This is a genomic window from Nocardioides sp. J9 (assembly GCF_007829375.1).
Classification (GTDB): Bacteria; Actinomycetota; Actinomycetes; order Propionibacteriales; family Nocardioidaceae; genus Nocardioides.
This window is the reverse complement of sequence record NZ_VLJQ01000066.1, coordinates 1-15,004: the sequence shown is the minus strand read 5'-3', so window position 1 is coordinate 15,004 and position 15,004 is coordinate 1. Positions and strand designations below refer to the sequence as shown.

Sequence of the window (15,004 nt, the reverse complement as noted above, 5' to 3'; positions counted from 1 at the left end):
GCGGTCCCGGCGCGACCTAGCGTCGCGGCATGGACTCGCCGCGCCCTCCCCTGCTCCTCCCGCTGCGCCACCGGGTCGCCGACACCCTCGCCGCGGTACGACGACGGGTGCTGCGCCGACGCCGCCTGGTCGCGGTGGTGCTCGTCGCCGGGGCGGTCGCCGCGTCCCTGCACACCCTGGCCCCGCCACCACCGGCGAGCACCGGCGTGCGGGTCGCTGCCCGCGACCTGCCGGCGGGCCACGTGCTGGAGGAGGGCGACCTGGTCGACGCACGCGTGCCACCGGACGTCGTACCGGCGGGGGTGGTGGGTGACCCTGCGGGCCGGGTGCTCGCTGCCCCGTTGCGCGCCGGCGAGGTCGTCACCGACGTGCGGCTGGTCGGCGCGGACCTCGCCGCGGGCCAGCCCGTCGGCACGGTGGCCCTGCCCGTGCGGCTCTCCGACGCGGGGCAGGCCGCGCTGCTCACGGTGGGCGACCGGATCTCCCTGGTGGCGACCGACCCGCGGGCCGGCACGGCCGAGCCGGTGGCCGACGACGCGCAGGTGCTGGCGGTCCCGGACGCCGCGCACGCGGCGGACGGTGCCCTTCCGGGCCGGCTGGTGGTGCTCGCGCTGGACGCCTCCGACGTGTACCGGGTCACGTCCGCCGCGGTCGCGTCCTACGTGACTTACACGTGGCGACCTAGTTAGGTTTCAGTGCTAACGAGCACCTCCACCACCACAATTCTCGGGATTGAGGAGAAATCATGTCCGGGTTCAAGAAGTTCCTGCTCCAGGGCAACCTGGTCGACCTGGCCGTCGCCTTCATCATCGGCACGGCGTTCGCCGCGGTTGTCACGACCTTCAGCGAGACCCTCATGGGCTTCATCGGCAAGATCTTCAAGCAGCCGGACTTCGGTGCCGCGGAGATCCTCGACGTCAACGTCGGCAACTTCATCAACGCCCTGATCGCGTTCGTGATCATGGCCGCGATCGTCTACTTCCTGGTCGTCACGCCCTACACCAAGGCGAAGGCGCGCTTCTTCCCCGACCAGCCCGAGGCCGAGGCCCCCGACATCGTGCTCCTGACCCAGATCCGCGACACCCTGCAGGCCCAGCAGCAGAAGCCGCTGACCTGATCACCCGCCGGCCCGTGGGCCGGCCGCTGCCCACGGGCAGCACCAGCGACACCCAGGTGCCGCTCCGTCACTGACCGTGGTGGGGCGGCACCTGTTCCTTCAGCCACCGGTCGGTGGCGGACTCGCGACCCTTGGCGGGCGCGTCGTCCTTCTCGTCGGAGGTCACCGACGGCTCGACGTCACCGAAGATCGCGGCGAGGCGCTTGCGGCGCTTCCACTCCGGCTCGTCCTGTTTGTCGTCCGCCATGGCGCCCGCGTCCTCAGCAGAGTCCGGCGGCGGCGCGGGCCTCTTCGGAGAGGCCGGTCCGGCCGTTCGTCGTACCGTCGCCGGCGGTGTCGCCCGGCGTGCCGGTCGTGCCGCCGCTCGGGCTGCCGTCGTTGCTCGGCGACTGGCTGGTGCCGTCGGTGGCGCCGTCGGTGCCGCCCGAGGGACCACCGGTGCCCGCCGAGGCAGTGCCGTCGGGCTTGTCGCCCGCGCTGAGCGAGTCCTTGAGGAACTCCGCGGTCAGCGGGCGGTCCTTGCGGACCAGGCGCCACAGCTTGTCGACCTCGGAGGTCCACTCGATGCCGGCGCTGACCTTGTCGGAGTAGACCCACGGCGTGGTCACGAACTTGATGTTGCCGGCGCCGATGCCCTTGGCGGTGATGGCGATGTCGGCCATCTCGGCGATGCCGTTGAAGTCGGTCTGCAGCGACGACGTCGCCGCGCTCATGAACCGGACGAGGCGGTCCGGGCGGGCGAGCATGCCGGCGGTGAGCGCCTTGTTGATCATCGACCCGATGAACGCCTGCTGGCGGCGGGTGCGGTTGGGGTCGGTGCCGTCACCGATCCGGTAGCGGGCGCGCACGTAGGTGAGCGCCTCGTTGCCCTTGATCTCGCGGGTGCCGGCCTCGAGGTGCACGTCGTGGGCCGGGTCGTCGATGTCCTGCGGGATGCAGACCTCGACGCCGTCCAGGGCGTTGACCATGTCCTTGAACTGGTTGAAGTCGACGACGACGTAGTTGTCGATGCGGACCCCGGTGAGCTGCTCGACCTGCTGCTGGGTGCAGGCGGGCCCGCCGGCCGCGAACGCCTCGTTCCACTTCACGTAGCCGCTGGTACCCGGGATCTCGGTGCCGTCGTCCTCGTAGCAGGTCGGCCGCATCACGGCGGTGTCGCGCGGGATCGAGATGCCGTAGGCGAACGTCCGGTCCGCGGAGAGGTGGAACAGGATCGTGGTGTCGGACAGTCCGCCGCCGGACTCGCCGTCGATGCCGTTGCCCTTGCCGGAGCGCGAGTCCGAGCCCATGACGAGCACGTTGAGCGGCTCCTGCGGGCCGGCGACCGCCTCCTTCTCGGGGCGGTTGCGCAGCTGGTCGGCGACCTCCTCGTGGAGGATGTTGCCGTTGAGGTTGTTGTAGACCGCCACGACGCCGACGCCGGTCAGCAGCCCGAGCCCCAGGAGGCTCGACAGGATCACCTTGAGGACGACCTTGCCCGGCTGCGGCCGCTTCCGCCTGCCGCGGACGCGGGTGCTCCGCCGGGGTCGATCTGCTCGGGAGGTCGACACGCGCCGAGCCCGGCTACCGGGCTCGCGAGGACCTCCCGACGGTGGCCGGGGAGGAGCTACCTGCGTCATCAATCACCTGGTCGTGCGGCCGCTCGGGGCGGAGCTGTCGGTCGTGTCTGGGTGCCGCTGCCGAGTCAGCTGCTGCGCGGCGGCTGGGCGCCGCCCCCAAGGTACGGAACCGGGCAAGCCGATCCGTGGTATGGACCATTCTCGCCGCTGACCCCGCCGCACGCCGAATCCGCCACGCCTCCCCCGACTCGGCTCGTCGTACCGGATCCTGACAAGATGGACTCGACGCCCCAGTAGCTCAGTGGATAGAGCAGCCGCCTCCTAAGCGAAAGGTCGCAAGTTCGACTCTTGCCTGGGGCACCAGAACCCATGCCTCGGGTGGTCCGGGGCCGGGCCGGGAATCACCGCCTGGGCGGTGATTCCCGAACTTGTTGGCCGCTGCAGCAGCCAACAAGTCCGGGAAACAGCCACCAGGTGCCACGCCCGGCCGCCCGCCCGGCGTTCCCCGGACCCCACCCGGTGGGGGATGATCCCGGCGTGCGCGTGCTGCAGCTGACCGGGTCGATGGCCGACTTCCACGCCCGGGCGGTCCCCGACGACCTGACCGGCGCGGAGGTGTGGCTCTTCGAGCCAAACAGGCGCGGGCTGGTGCTGGGCAGCGCGCAGCAGGAGACGACCGCGGACCCCGCGGCCACGGCGCTGGCCGGCGTCGAGGTGGTGCGGCGGCGCAGCGGCGGAGGTGCGGTGTACGTCGACCCGGCGCGGTGCGTCTGGGTCGACGTGGTCGTGCCGCCGGGCGACCCGCGGTGGAGCGACGACGTGCGGGCGTCGGCGTACTGGCTCGGCGGGGCCTGGCAACGGGCGCTGCAGGCGCTGGGCGTGGACGCCGAGCTCTACGAGGGCGGGCTCGAGCAGACGCCGTGGGGACGGCTGGTGTGCTTCGCGGCGCTGGGCCCCGGCGAGGTGCTGGTCGGCGGGCGCAAGGCGGTGGGCATCTCGCAGCGGCGGACCCGCGCCGGGGCGCGCTTCCAGTGCATCGCCTACGACCGGTGGGAACCGGCCGACGTGCTGGGCCTGCTGCAGATGACCGACGAGGACCGACGCGAGGCGGCCGCCGACCTCGCCGACCGGGCGGTCGGCGTGGGCGACCGGCTCGCCGACCTGCGCGACGCCGTCGTCGCGGAGCTGCTGGCCACCTGACCCATGCGCTGGGAGCATGGCTCCCATGGACCTGGACACTATCCGCGCATTCCTCGCGGTCGCCGACGGACACACCGTCACCAGCACGGCCGAGCAGGTGCACCGCACGCAGCCGGCGGTGTCCCGGGCGCTGGCGCGGCTCGAGCGCGACGTCGGGACCCCGCTCTTCCAGCGGGTGGGGCGCACCCTCGTGCTCACCCCCGCCGGCCGGGAGCTGGCCCGGCACGCACGCGACTCGATCGACGCCTTCGAGCGTGGGGTCCGGTCGGTGCAGGACATCACCGCCCCGGACGCCGGGTTCGTGCCGCTGGCCTTCCTGCACACCCTCGGGACCTGGCTGGTCCCCGAGCTGATCCGGGAGTTCCGCACCCAGCGCCCCAACGTCCGCTTCGACCTGCGCCAGCACGGCGACGCCGGGCTCGTCGACGACCTGCTGCACGGCGTGGTCGACCTGGCCATCACCGGCGACCGGCCGCACCACCCGCAGTTCACCAGCGAGCGGCTGTTCCTCGAGCCGCCGGACCACCGGCTGGCGCGGCGTCGTACGGCGCGGCTGGGCGAGGTCGCCGACGACCAGTTCATCGCGCTCAAGGACGGCTTCAGCCTCCGCCGGGTGACCGAGGACCTCTGCGCGGAGGCGGGGTTCACGCCGCTCGTCGGCTTCGAGGGCGAGGAGGTCGAGACCCTGCGCGGCCTCGTCGCGGCCGGGCTCGGCGTCGCGCTGCTGCCGGAGCCGCGCGCCGGCGCGACGCCCGCCGCGCCGCACCTGCGGGTCACCGACGTGCCCGCCTCCCGCGAGATCGGCCTGGCCTGGCTCAGGGACCGCGAGCTGCCACCGGCCTCCGCCGAATTCCGCGACCACGCCCTCAGCAGCAGTCGCCGGGTCCATGCATCCAGCGCATGATTTGATCCAGAACTAGGCATTGGACGCATGCCTTGTCCGACCTCCACGATGGTGACGCCCATCACCGACCGGAGGACACGGCATGACCGACATCGACCCTGCCGAGACGCAGGAGTGGCGCGAGGCGCTCGCGGCCGTCCTGGAGTTCGAGGGCGAGGAGCGCACGAAGTACCTGCTCGACCAGGTGATGGAGGAGGCACAGCGACTCGGCTCGCGGGTCCCGTTCGTCGCCACGACGCCCTACGTCAACACGATCTCCACCGCGGACGAGCCGGCCCACCCCGGCGACCGCGACGTGGAGCACCGGATCCGCTCGGCGATCCGCTGGAACGCGCTGGCCATGGTGCTGCGCGCCAACAAGACCTCGACCGAGCTCGGCGGCCACCTGTCCAGCTTCCAGTCCGCGGCGACCCTCTACGACGTCGGCTTCCAGCACTTCTGGCACGCCGCGTCCGAGGAGCACGGCGGCGACCTCGTCTACGTCCAGGGCCACTGCTCCCCCGGCATCTACGCCCGCGCCTTCCTCGAGGGCCGGCTCACCGAGGAGCAGCTCGACAGCTTCCGCCAGGAGACCGGCGGCAACGGCCTGTCGTCGTACCCCCACCCCTGGCTGATGCCGGACTTCTGGCAGTTCCCCACCGTCTCCATGGGCCTCGGCCCGCTGATGGCGATCTACCAGGCCCGCTTCCTCAAGTACCTCCACGCCCGCGGCCTCGCCGACACCGCCGGCCGCAAGGTCTGGGCGTTCCTCGGCGACGGCGAGACCGACGAGCCGGAGTCGCTCGGCGCGATCTCGATGGCCGCCCGCGAGCGCCTCGACAACCTCGTCTTCGTCGTCAACTGCAACCTGCAGCGCCTCGACGGCCCGGTGCGCGGCAACGGCAAGATCATCCAGGAGCTCGAGGGCGTCTTCCGCGGCGCCGGCTGGAACGTCGTCAAGGTCGTCTGGGGCTCCGGCTGGGACCAGCTGCTCGCCCAGGACACCACCGGCGCGCTCAAGCGGCGGATGATGGAGTGCGTCGACGGCGAGTACCAGACCTTCAAGTCCAAGGACGGCGCCTACGTCCGCGAGCACTTCTTCAACGTCGACCCGGTGCTCAAGGAGATGGTCGCGGACTGGACCGACGACGAGATCTGGCGGCTCACCCGCGGCGGCCACGACCCGCAGAAGGTGTACGCCGCCTACGCAGCCGCGTCCGCGCACACCGGCTCCCCCACCGTCGTCCTCGCCAAGACCGTCAAGGGCTACGGCCTCGGCAGCGCCGGGGAGGCGCAGAACATCAGCCACCAGGCCAAGAAGGTCGCCGAGCCCGCGCTCAGGGCGTTCCGCGACCGGTTCGGCATCCCGGTGCCGGACGAGCAGCTCACCGACCTGCCCTACGTGACCTTCCCGGAGGGCTCGCCCGAGCACACCTACCTGCACGCGCGGCGCAAGGAGCTCGGCGGCTACCTGCCGAGCCGGCGCCGTACGTCGGCGGCGCTGGCCGTGCCGGGCGCGGACACCTTCTCCGCCCAGCTCGCCGGCTCCAACGGCCGCGAGGTCTCCACGACGATGGCGTTCGTCCAGATCCTCACCAAGCTGCTGCGCGACCCCGAGGTCGGCAAGCGGGTCGTGCCGATCGTCCCCGACGAGGCCCGCACCTTCGGCATGGAGGGCCTGTTCCGCCAGGTCGGCATCTACTCGCAGGCCGGGCAGCTCTACACGCCCGAGGACGCCGAGCAGCTGATGTTCTACAAGGAGGACGCCGGCGGGCAGATCCTCCAGGAGGGCATCAACGAGGCCGGCGCGATGTCGTCGTGGATCGCCGCCGCGACGTCGTACTCCAGCAGTGACACCCCGATGATCCCGTTCTACATCTACTACTCGATGTTCGGGTTCCAGCGGATCGGCGACCTGGCCTGGGCCGCCGGCGACATGCGCGCCCGCGGCTTCCTGCTCGGTGGCACCGCCGGCCGCACGACGCTCAACGGCGAGGGCCTCCAGCACGAGGACGGGCACAGCCACCTGCAGGCGGCGATGATCCCGAACTGCGTGGCCTACGACCCGACCTACTCCTACGAGCTGGCGGTCATCGTGGCCGACGGCCTGCGCCGGATGTACGCCGAGCAGGAGGACGTCTTCTACTACCTGACCCTGATGAACGAGAACTACGAGCACCCGCCGATGCCGGAGGGGGCCGCCGAGGGGATCGTCAAGGGGATGTACCTGCTGCGCCCCGGCAAGGGCCGCGGCAAGGCGAAGGTGCAGCTGCTCGGCTCCGGCACCATCCTGCGCGAGGTGCTCGCGGCCGCCGACCTGCTCGCCGAGGACTTCAAGGTCAAGGCCGACGTGTGGAGCGTCCCGAGCTTCACCGAGCTGCGCCGCGACGGCCTGGCGACCGAGCGGTGGAACACCCTGCACCCGCTGGAGGAGCGGCGCACGTCGTACGTCGAGGTGTGCCTGGGCGGCACGTCCGGCCCGGTCGTCGCCGCCACCGACTACATGAAGGCGTACGCCGACCAGATCGGCGCCTTCGTGCCCGGTAGCTACACCGCGCTCGGCACCGACGGCTTCGGCCGCTCCGACTACCGCCGCAACCTGCGCCGCCACTTCGAGGTCGACCGGCACTTCATCGCCGTCACCGCCCTGCGCCGCCTCGCCGAGGAGGGCACGGTCACCGCCGACGTCGTCGCGGAGGCCATCGAGAAGTACGGCATCGACCCCGACCGGCCCGACCCGGCCCTCGCCTGAGGCCCGACACGATGGAGAGCACCGTGGAGATTCACGTACCCGACATCGGCGACTTCGCCGACGTACCGGTGATCGAGGTCCTCGTCACCCCCGGCACCGTCGTGCGGGCCGAGGACCCGCTGATCACCCTCGAGACCGACAAGGCGACGATGGAGGTCCCCTCCCCCGTCGACGGCACCATCACCTCGGTTGCCGTCTCGGTCGGCGACAAGGTGAGCAAGGGATCGCTCATCGCCGTCGCCGAGGTCGCCGGTGGTGGCTCCGACGACACCGACGGCACCGCCGCCGAGGCGCCGGCCGCCCCGGTCGAGGTTGCCGTCGAGGCGCCGGCCGAGGTCGTGCCGGTCGAGGCCGCGCCGGCCCCCGCCGCAGCTGCCCCGGCCGTCGAGGCCGGGGCCGAGGACGGCCTGCGCGCCACCCCGCTGGTGCGCCGCCTGGCCCGTGAGCTCGAGGTCGACCTGGCGGCCGTCAGCGGCAGCGGCGCGAAGGGCCGGGTGACCAAGCAGGACCTGCTGGCCCACTACGACCGCAGCGTCGCGGAGTCCGCCGGCAGCACCGGCGCCGGCATCCCGCCCGTGCCCGAGGTCGACTTCAGCAAGTTCGGCCCGGTCCGCACCGTGCCGCTGTCGCGGATCAAGAAGATCTCCGGCCCGCACCTGCACCGCTCGTGGCTCAACGTCCCGCACGTGACCCACTCCGACGAGGCCGACATCACCGACCTCGACGCCTACCGCCGCGAGCTCGACGAGGCCGCGAGGGCCGAGGGCTACCGGGTCACCCTGCTCAGCTTCCTGCTCAAGGCGGCCGCCGCGTCGCTGCGGAAGTTCCCCGAGGTCAACAGCTCCCTGGCCGGCGACTCGCTCGTGCTCAAGGACTACGTGCACGTCGGCGTCGCCGTCGACACCCCCGACGGCCTCGTCGTCCCGGTGGTGCGCGACGTCGACCGCAAGGGCGTGACCGAGCTCAGCCAGGAGCTCGGCGAGCTCTCGGCCCGGGCCCGCGACGGCAAGCTCTCCGCGGCCGACCTGCAGGGCGCGACCTTCACCATCAGCAGCCTCGGCGGGATCGGCGGGACGAGCTTCACCCCGATCGTCAACGCCCCCGAGGTCGCCATCCTCGGCGTGGTCCGCTCGAAGATGTCCCCGGTCTGGGACGGCGAGGCCTTCGTGCCGCGGCTGATGCTGCCGCTGTGCCTGTCCTACGACCACCGCGTCATCGACGGCGCCCTCGCCGCCCGCTTCACCGCCCACCTGGCCCACCTCACCGCCGACGTACGCCGCCTGGTGCTGTAGGCGACGTACGCCGCCGGGAACGCGCCACTAGGTGACGTCTTCTTGCGGTTGTCGGCCGTTGCAAACGTCGACAAGCGCAGGAATCCCCGCTCAGGCGGGGATTCCTGCACCCCGGCGAACACGTCGCGATCCCGACGCAACCGATCGGCGTCCTGCGGCGTCAGTACGGGTGTGACGATGATGTGGACGGCTGCGTTGGTGATGTGGGCTCTCGTGCTGCTGGTGGCAGCGGTCGCGCTGGCGCGACGGTGACCGCCGGAGCGGGTCAGCCGCGGCCGGCGCGCAGGCGGGCGAGCAGGACCAGGGCACAGGCCGGGGTGATCACCAGGTTGGGGATCGCGATCGGCAGCAGGCCGTTGGCGAAGCCGTAGACGACCCACGCCGCGCCCTGGACGGTGGCGATCGACCACGTCCAGACGCTGAGCCCGCGCAGCGCGGCCGCGTCGCGGCGGCGGGCGAGGGTGTGGCGGGTCTGGGGCAGGAACTGGGCGACGTCGATGATGCCGACGAGCCAGCCCAGGGCGGCGATCACGTGCGGCGCCGGCGGGCACCGGCGGCGAGCGCGCCGAGGATGACCGAGGCGCAGCACAGGTTGACGGCCCCGGCGAGCACGACCGGGCGGGCCTCCATGGCCAGGCCGTACGACGCGAGCAGCACGTTGAAGACCACGGCGACCAGGTAGGTGGTGCGGCTCAGCGCCGCGAGGGCCTGTGGGTCGGCGCGGTGCCGCACGGCACGCACGGCCTGCGGGATCCACATGGTGGCGGCGCCGGCACTGCCGACGTACCCGATCGCCTCGACCACGAGGCGGCTCAACCGCGGACGGCGACTGCGGCGCCGTAGCCCTCCGGGACGACCACGTCGCGCACCGACCAGCCGTCGATGGTGCGTGCCGGGGCCTCGTCGGTGCCGAGGTAGTCGAGGTGCGGGTCGCGGCCCAGGCCGATGCCGATGCCCTTGAGGTAGGCCTCGGTGCGCGACCAGGCGCGGGTGAAGCGGACGGTGGCCTTGCCGCCGTCGAGCCGGCCGTGGGCGGCCGCGTCGATCTCCTCGGTCTCCCGCGGGTGCAGGAGCCGGGACAGGGCCAGCGGGTCGTCGGGGTGCCGCTCGACGTCGACACCGACGGGGACGTCGGCGACCGCGACCAGCACCTGGCCCGGGGTGTGCGAGAGCGAGAACTCCACCGACGCACCCTCGGCGCGCGGGCGGCCGTGCGGCTCGCCGCAGGCCGGGCAGGGATGGCGGCCCCAGACCACCTTCTCGGGCGGGGTGTCGGTCGTCGCGCCGACCAGCAGGCGGGCGGCGGCATGGGCGAGCACGTAGGCGCGCTGCAGCTCGGCGCGCACGTACGACGACGCCTGGCCGCGCTCGGCGTCATCGAGCCAGCCGGAGCCGAGCTCCAGCTCGTCGTCACCGAACCGGGCGACCTCGATGCGCCACAGCCCCAGGTGGACGCCGGCGTCGGCGCGCGGCTCAGGGGCGTCGAGCAGGGAGTCGAGGGTGGAGGGTTCGACGGGGTACGCCGAGGGATCCGGCTCTGCCTCCGACACGTCGCGACTCATCACCTCCGAGGCTAACAAGGGCTTGGTCAGCTCCCGGCGGCGGTCTCGCCCTCCGCCTTCGCCCGGGCGCGGGCCGCCTTGGCGATGGTGTCCTCGACGACGGAGTTCATCCGCGACCCGTTCGGCCAGCCGTCGTAGTGGCAGGCGAGGATGACCAGCTCGCGCAGCTCCTCGTCGCTGAGCTCGCCGTTGGCGTGCGCGGCGGGGACCTGTATGCCGAGCACGTCGTTGGCGCGCTGGCCGACGAGCATGCCGATGAGGAACAGCCGGCGGTCGCGGGTGGTGAGCCCGGGCCGCTGCCAGATGTCGCCGAAGAGGTGCTCGGCGGTGTAGCGGAAGAAGTCGCCCGTGCCGTCGGTCATGTCGAAGCCGTAGACCTCCTCCATCTTCTCCAGCCCGCGGCGGCGGGCCTCGGGAAGGTCGTCGAACTTGCCCATCAGTGTTCTCCTGCGGCAGTCGGGGTGGTGGTCGGGGTGGTCGGTGCGGCGGTCGGGAGGCCGAGGCCGGGACCGAGGCGGTCGACGGCCAGCTCGGCGAGGGGTACGTCGACGCCGAGCTCGTGCGCGAGCTGGATCGCGAACCCGAGGTCCTTCTCCCCCAGCGAGGTGACGTTGGCGAAGACGCCGTGCCAGAAGTCGCCGGGGTCGAGGGGTGCGGTGGTCTCGCGGTGCATGATCGCGCCCGGCCCGCCGGTGATCGCGTCGGTGTGCCGGACCACCTCGCCGAGGTCCTTGAGGCTGAGCCCGGCCGCCTCGGCGAGGCGCTGCGCCTCGGTCGCGGCGGTGAACGCCACGAAGTGCATCATGTTGCGCGCCAGCTTGAACTTCGTGCCGGAGCCGATCGGCCCGGCGTGCACGACCTTGCTGCCGAGCACCCTCAGCACCGGCTCCGCGGCGGCGAACGCCGCGTCCGAGCCGCCGACCATCAGCGCGAGGCTGCCGTCGGTCGCCCCCATCGCGCCGCCCGAGACCGGGGCGTCGAGCAGCCTGACGCCGTGCCGGGCCGCGGTCGCCTCGAGCTCGGCGGGGGTGGTGGGTGCGACGGTGGAGTGGATGACGACGGTCAGCCGGTCGTCCTCGAGGCCGACCGCCCCGCGCAGCGCCTCGGCGAGCACGTCGCGGACCTGGTCGTCGTCGCGCACCATCACACCGAGCACGTCGACACGACCGGCGAGCTCGGCGACGCTCCCCGCGACCCGCGCCCCGGCCCGCTCCGCCTCGGCCAGCGGGTCCGGCGCGACGTCGTACACCCAGACCTCGAGGTCGGCGGCCTCCTGCTGCTGCGCGAGCCGGAGCGCCATCGGCCTGCCGATGTTGCCCAGGCCCACGAAGCCGACGGTGGTGGTCATCTCTCCTCCTTCGACGCGATCAGAGGCGGAAGGTCTGGCCGCCGTCGACGGCGAGTACCTGCCCGGTCACCCACGACGCGTCGTCGGAGAGCAGGAAGAGCAGCGCGCCGACCATGTCGTCGACCGAGCCCATCCGCTTGATCGCGAGGCTGTTGCGCACGATGTCCTTCGCGGCGTCGCCGGCCTGGGTGCGGGTGGCCTCGGTGTCGGTGGGGCCGGGGGCGATCGCGTTGACCCGGATGCCCTGCCCGCCGAGCTCGTGGGCGAGCTGCTGGGTGAGGCTGTTGATGCCGGCCTTGGCGAGGCCGTAGAAGCCGGAGTAGAGGTACGCCGCGGTGCTCGACTGGTTGACCACCGCTCCCCCGCCGCGCCTGGCGATCTCGGGGTAGGCGGCGCGGGTCATCACCAGCGCGCCGTCGAGGTTCACCGACATGAACTTCTTGTAGTAGTCCCAGTCGACGGAGATGAGCAGGTTGAACTCCATCGCCCCGTAGATCGCGGCGTTGTTGACGAGGAAGTCGATCCCGCCGAGCTCGGCGACGGCCTGCTCGACCAGCGCCTGCGCGGACTCCGGCGAGGAGACGTCGCAGCTGATGAAGACCGCCTGCCCGCCGCCCTCGTTGATCGACGCCGCGACCTTGGCCCCGGCCTCCTCGTTCAGGTCGGCCACGACGACGGCCGCGCCCTCCTTCGCCAGGGCCCGGGCGTAGGCCTCGCCGATCCCCTGGGCTGCGCCGGTGACGACGGCGACCTTGTTCTCGAAACGCATGATCACTTCTTCCTCATCTGTCACAAGATTCACCGCCTAGGTGGTGAAACCCGTGCTGGGCTCACGAAATCAGGGGACTCTCGTCGGGGTTTCACCACCTAGGTGGTGAAACCCCACCTACGCCGGCTCCGCGATCGTCTTCATCTCCAGGTACTCCTCGAACCCGGCCACCCCCATCTCGCGGCCGAGCCCGGACTGCTTGTAGCCGCCGAAGGGTGCGTCGGGGCTGAACCACACCCCGCCGTTGACCGCGAGCGTGCCGGTGCGGATCCGGGCGGCGACCGCCTTCGCCCGGTCCAGGTCGTCGGAGTCGACCGACCCCGAGAGGCCGTACGCCGAGTCGTTGGCGATCCGGACCGCGTCGTCGTCGCCGTCGTGCGCGATGACGACGAGGACCGGGCCGAAGATCTCCTCCTGCGCGAGGCGGGAGGTGTTGTCGAGGCCGGCGACGACGGTGGGGCGGACCCAGAAGCCGGGCTGGTCGACGACCTCGCCGCCGGTGGCGAAGTAGCCGCCCTCCTCCCGTGCGACGTCGAAGTACGACGCCACCCGGTCGCGCTGGCGCTCGGAGATGACCGGGCCGCAGATCGCGCCGGGGTCGCCCGGGTCCTTGATGCCGATCGACTCCATCGTCGCGGCCGCGACCTGCACCGCCTCGTCGTACTTCTCGCGCGGGACGAGCAGGCGGGTGGTGAGGGCGCAGCCCTGGCCGGCGTGGATGCAGGTCGTGAACGCCGTCGCCCCGGCGACCGCGGCCACGTCGGCGTCGTCGAGGGCGATCGCGGCCGACTTGCCGCCGAGCTCGAGGAAGACCTTCTTCAGCGTGGGTGCGGCGGCGGCCATGATCGCCTTGCCGACGGCGGTGGAGCCGGTGAAGGAGACCATGTCGACGCGCGGGTCGGTCGACAGCACCGAGGCGACCTCGTTCGACCGTGGCGTGACGACGTTGAGCACGCCGGGGGGCATGTCGGTGTGCTCGGCGACGAGGCGACCGAGCTCGGCAGCCACCCACGGGGTGTCCGGCGCCGGCTTGAGCACGACGGTGCAGCCGGCGGCGAGCGCCGGGCCGACCTTCGCGAGGTTGATCTGGGTCGGGACGTTCCACGGCGTGATCGCCGCGACCACGCCGACCGGCTCGCGGCGCACGGTGCGTCGCGACGGGATGCCCATCGGGGAGGCGACGCCGAGGTCGGTCTCGAACTCGTAGCCCTCGATCAGGTCGGTCACCCACCGCAGACCCTCGACGGGGACGTCGAAGCCGGCTGCGCCCATCATGAAGGTCGGCATGCCGACCTCGGCCGTGGTCAGCGCGCGGAACGCGTCGGCGTTCTCCAGCAGCGCGGCGTGCAGCTGGCGCAGGCAGCGCACCCGCAGCTCGCGGTCGGTCGACCACGCCGACTCGTCGAACGCCCGCCGGGCCGCGGCGATCGCGGCGTTGACGTCGTCGGCGGTGCCGTCGGGGGCGTGGCCGATCTCCTCACCGGTGGCCGGGTCGAGGATCGGGTACGACGACCCGTCGCTCGCACCGACGAGCTTGCCGTCGATGAGCTGCTGGGCCGGCGGCGGCAGTGCGCTCACGCGGTCACCCCCGGCGCGGGCGCCTGGGTGACGTACCTCCCGGCCTCGACCGGCGGCGGCCACACGGTCGAGGGCAGGTCCTTCAGGTGGTAGTGCCCGGGCACCTCGTGGCCGAAGACCTTCATCCGCTCCAGCAGGCGGTCGGACGCCTTGTCGGCCTTGAGGATCTCCATGAACGTGTGGGTCGTCGACGGCATGTCGAACCAGTCGCGCTGCCAGTCGATCCTGACCTGGCCGGCGTCGGCGCCCTCGGTGACGCGCTTGAGGCCGAACCACGAGCCGCCGATGCCGAGGATCTCGTACTCCTCGCCGGTCTCGTCGTTGACGATCCCGGAGCGCTGCTTCCAGAAGCCGAGCACCATGTTCTTGGTGTCGTCGATCATCGTGCAGACGTAGTCGTAGTGCCAGCCGTCGAAGCCGTCCATCTCGATGCCGATGGCCCAGTCGCGGATCTGGTCGCGCCCGACCGCCATGAAGTGCTCGTCGTGGCTGTACATCCAGCCGTAGGTGGCGTCCTCGGCGTACCAGTCGGCCATCACCCGCCAGTCGCCGCTCTCCTCGGCGCGGCGGTTGACGTCGAGCCAGGAGTCCCAGAACTCCTCGATCTCGGCCCGGCTCAGCCGGGCGTCCAGGTCGGTCATGTCAGTCCTCTTCCTCGATGGCGAGCGCGAACGCAGGGCAGTACTTCACGGCGGTGGCGACGTCGTCGCGCACCGACGGGTCGGGGTGGTCGTCGAGGAGCACGACGACGTCGGCGGCCTCGTCGAAGCCGAAGACGGTGGGGGCCTCGCCCTGGCAGAGCTGGTGCCCCTGGCACAGGCCGCTGTCGGCGGTGACGCGGAAGCTCATCGGCCCTCCCCCGTCCGCACCGCGTGGTCGGTCCCCGCCCGGTGGCTCGTCCCGTTTCGGTGGTTGAGGTGCGACGAGCGCCAGCGAGGAGCCGC

General features: G+C 72.1%; 17 protein-coding genes and 1 tRNA gene. 7 read left to right on the top strand and 11 right to left on the bottom strand.

Features of this window, described 5'->3' with window-relative positions; all coding sequences use genetic code 11:
* The first annotated feature begins 29 nt into the window (after positions 1-29).
* Both L615_RS09395 and L615_RS09390 read left to right on the top strand, forming a co-directional pair.
* Positions 30-689: an SAF domain-containing protein gene (locus tag L615_RS09395; protein ID WP_145724890.1), complete on the top strand. Its 660-nt coding sequence runs from the start codon at positions 30-32 to the stop codon at positions 687-689.
* A gap of 56 nt (positions 690-745) precedes the next feature.
* Positions 746-1,117, top strand: coding sequence for an MscL family protein (locus L615_RS09390; protein ID WP_036518204.1), 372 nt, complete (start codon positions 746-748; stop codon positions 1,115-1,117).
* Between the two features lie 67 nt (positions 1,118-1,184).
* Here L615_RS09390 and L615_RS09385 read toward each other — a convergent pair whose 3' ends face one another.
* Positions 1,185-1,364 (bottom strand): hypothetical protein, encoded by a 180-nt coding sequence (locus L615_RS09385; RefSeq protein WP_028656160.1) that lies wholly within the window; start codon positions 1,362-1,364, stop codon positions 1,185-1,187.
* Between the two features lie 13 nt (positions 1,365-1,377).
* Positions 1,378-2,577, bottom strand: coding sequence for an LCP family protein (locus L615_RS09380; RefSeq protein ID WP_186449799.1), 1,200 nt, complete (start codon positions 2,575-2,577; stop codon positions 1,378-1,380).
* Between the two features lie 386 nt (positions 2,578-2,963).
* Between L615_RS09380 and L615_RS09375 the strand changes: the two genes are divergently transcribed.
* The 5 genes from L615_RS09375 (at position 2,964) to L615_RS09355 (ending at position 8,803) form a co-directional block, all read left to right on the top strand.
* Positions 2,964-3,039: transfer RNA gene (locus L615_RS09375), tRNA-Arg, on the top strand.
* A 174-nt stretch (positions 3,040-3,213) separates the two neighbouring features.
* Entirely contained in the window at positions 3,214-3,876 is a 663-nt protein-coding gene (locus L615_RS09370; RefSeq protein WP_051485892.1) for a lipoyl protein ligase domain-containing protein, read from the top strand.
* 25 nt (positions 3,877-3,901) lie between these two features.
* Positions 3,902-4,780 carry a LysR substrate-binding domain-containing protein gene (locus L615_RS09365; protein WP_145724888.1) on the top strand — a complete coding sequence of 293 codons (879 nt, stop codon included), beginning with the start codon at positions 3,902-3,904 and terminating at the stop codon, positions 4,778-4,780.
* Positions 4,781-4,862: 82 nt separating this feature from the next.
* A complete protein-coding gene (gene aceE, locus L615_RS09360; protein WP_028656158.1) occupies positions 4,863-7,511 on the top strand; it encodes a pyruvate dehydrogenase (acetyl-transferring), homodimeric type in 2,649 nt (882 codons plus the stop codon).
* 23 nt (positions 7,512-7,534) lie between these two features.
* On the top strand, positions 7,535-8,803 hold the full coding sequence (locus tag L615_RS09355) for a 2-oxo acid dehydrogenase subunit E2 (RefSeq protein WP_222430507.1): 1,269 nt from the start codon (positions 7,535-7,537) through the stop codon (positions 8,801-8,803).
* A 265-nt stretch (positions 8,804-9,068) separates the two neighbouring features.
* Here L615_RS09355 and L615_RS09350 read toward each other — a convergent pair whose 3' ends face one another.
* From L615_RS09350 to L615_RS09310, 9 genes are all read right to left on the bottom strand, one after another.
* Complete coding sequence (locus L615_RS09350; protein WP_028656156.1) at positions 9,069-9,335, bottom strand: hypothetical protein; 267 nt, start codon at positions 9,333-9,335, stop codon at positions 9,069-9,071.
* Entirely contained in the window at positions 9,332-9,619 is a 288-nt protein-coding gene (locus tag L615_RS09345; RefSeq protein WP_145724886.1) for a hypothetical protein, read from the bottom strand. Before L615_RS09345 ends, L615_RS09350 begins: the two co-directional genes overlap by 4 nt.
* Positions 9,616-10,365: a 4'-phosphopantetheinyl transferase superfamily protein gene (locus L615_RS09340; RefSeq protein WP_084255251.1), complete on the bottom strand. Its 750-nt coding sequence runs from the start codon at positions 10,363-10,365 to the stop codon at positions 9,616-9,618. Before L615_RS09340 ends, L615_RS09345 begins: the two co-directional genes overlap by 4 nt.
* A gap of 26 nt (positions 10,366-10,391) precedes the next feature.
* The gene (locus L615_RS09335) at positions 10,392-10,802 is read right to left on the bottom strand and encodes a carboxymuconolactone decarboxylase family protein (protein WP_028656154.1); all 411 of its coding nucleotides are present in this window, start codon (positions 10,800-10,802) and stop codon (positions 10,392-10,394) included.
* On the bottom strand, positions 10,802-11,713 hold the full coding sequence (locus L615_RS09330; protein WP_051485891.1) for an NAD(P)-dependent oxidoreductase: 912 nt from the start codon (positions 11,711-11,713) through the stop codon (positions 10,802-10,804). Before L615_RS09330 ends, L615_RS09335 begins: the two co-directional genes overlap by 1 nt.
* A 19-nt stretch (positions 11,714-11,732) precedes the next feature.
* The gene (locus tag L615_RS09325) at positions 11,733-12,482 is read right to left on the bottom strand and encodes an SDR family oxidoreductase (protein ID WP_222430506.1); all 750 of its coding nucleotides are present in this window, start codon (positions 12,480-12,482) and stop codon (positions 11,733-11,735) included.
* Between the two features lie 117 nt (positions 12,483-12,599).
* Complete coding sequence (locus L615_RS09320; RefSeq protein WP_028656152.1) at positions 12,600-14,060, bottom strand: aldehyde dehydrogenase; 1,461 nt, start codon at positions 14,058-14,060, stop codon at positions 12,600-12,602.
* On the bottom strand, positions 14,057-14,701 hold the full coding sequence (locus L615_RS09315) for a hypothetical protein (protein ID WP_051485890.1): 645 nt from the start codon (positions 14,699-14,701) through the stop codon (positions 14,057-14,059). The genes L615_RS09320 and L615_RS09315 overlap by 4 nt, the downstream gene beginning before the upstream one ends.
* Position 14,702: 1 nt before the next feature.
* A complete protein-coding gene (locus L615_RS09310) occupies positions 14,703-14,909 on the bottom strand; it encodes a ferredoxin (RefSeq protein ID WP_028656151.1) in 207 nt (68 codons plus the stop codon).
* Positions 14,910-15,004: the final 95 nt, after the last annotated feature.

Excerpts from the sequence above, each read along its gene's own strand:
- L615_RS09310 (WP_028656151.1), bottom strand. The coding sequence starts at position 14,909 with ATGAGCTTCCGCGTCACCGCCGACAGCGGCCTGTGCCAGGGGCACCAG.
- L615_RS09325 (WP_222430506.1), bottom strand. The coding sequence starts at position 12,482 with ATGCGTTTCGAGAACAAGGTCGCCGTCGTCACCGGCGCAGCCCAGGGG.
- L615_RS09335 (WP_028656154.1), bottom strand. The coding sequence starts at position 10,802 with ATGGGCAAGTTCGACGACCTTCCCGAGGCCCGCCGCCGCGGGCTGGAG.
- L615_RS09340 (WP_084255251.1), bottom strand. The coding sequence starts at position 10,365 with ATGAGTCGCGACGTGTCGGAGGCAGAGCCGGATCCCTCGGCGTACCCC.
- L615_RS09315 (WP_051485890.1), bottom strand. The coding sequence starts at position 14,701 with ATGACCGACCTGGACGCCCGGCTGAGCCGGGCCGAGATCGAGGAGTTC.
- L615_RS09390 (WP_036518204.1), top strand. The coding sequence starts at position 746 with ATGTCCGGGTTCAAGAAGTTCCTGCTCCAGGGCAACCTGGTCGACCTG.
- L615_RS09395 (WP_145724890.1), top strand. The coding sequence starts at position 30 with ATGGACTCGCCGCGCCCTCCCCTGCTCCTCCCGCTGCGCCACCGGGTC.
- L615_RS09385 (WP_028656160.1), bottom strand. The coding sequence starts at position 1,364 with ATGGCGGACGACAAACAGGACGAGCCGGAGTGGAAGCGCCGCAAGCGC.
- aceE (WP_028656158.1), top strand. The coding sequence starts at position 4,863 with ATGACCGACATCGACCCTGCCGAGACGCAGGAGTGGCGCGAGGCGCTC.
- L615_RS09330 (WP_051485891.1), bottom strand. The coding sequence starts at position 11,713 with ATGACCACCACCGTCGGCTTCGTGGGCCTGGGCAACATCGGCAGGCCG.
- L615_RS09365 (WP_145724888.1), top strand. The coding sequence starts at position 3,902 with ATGGACCTGGACACTATCCGCGCATTCCTCGCGGTCGCCGACGGACAC.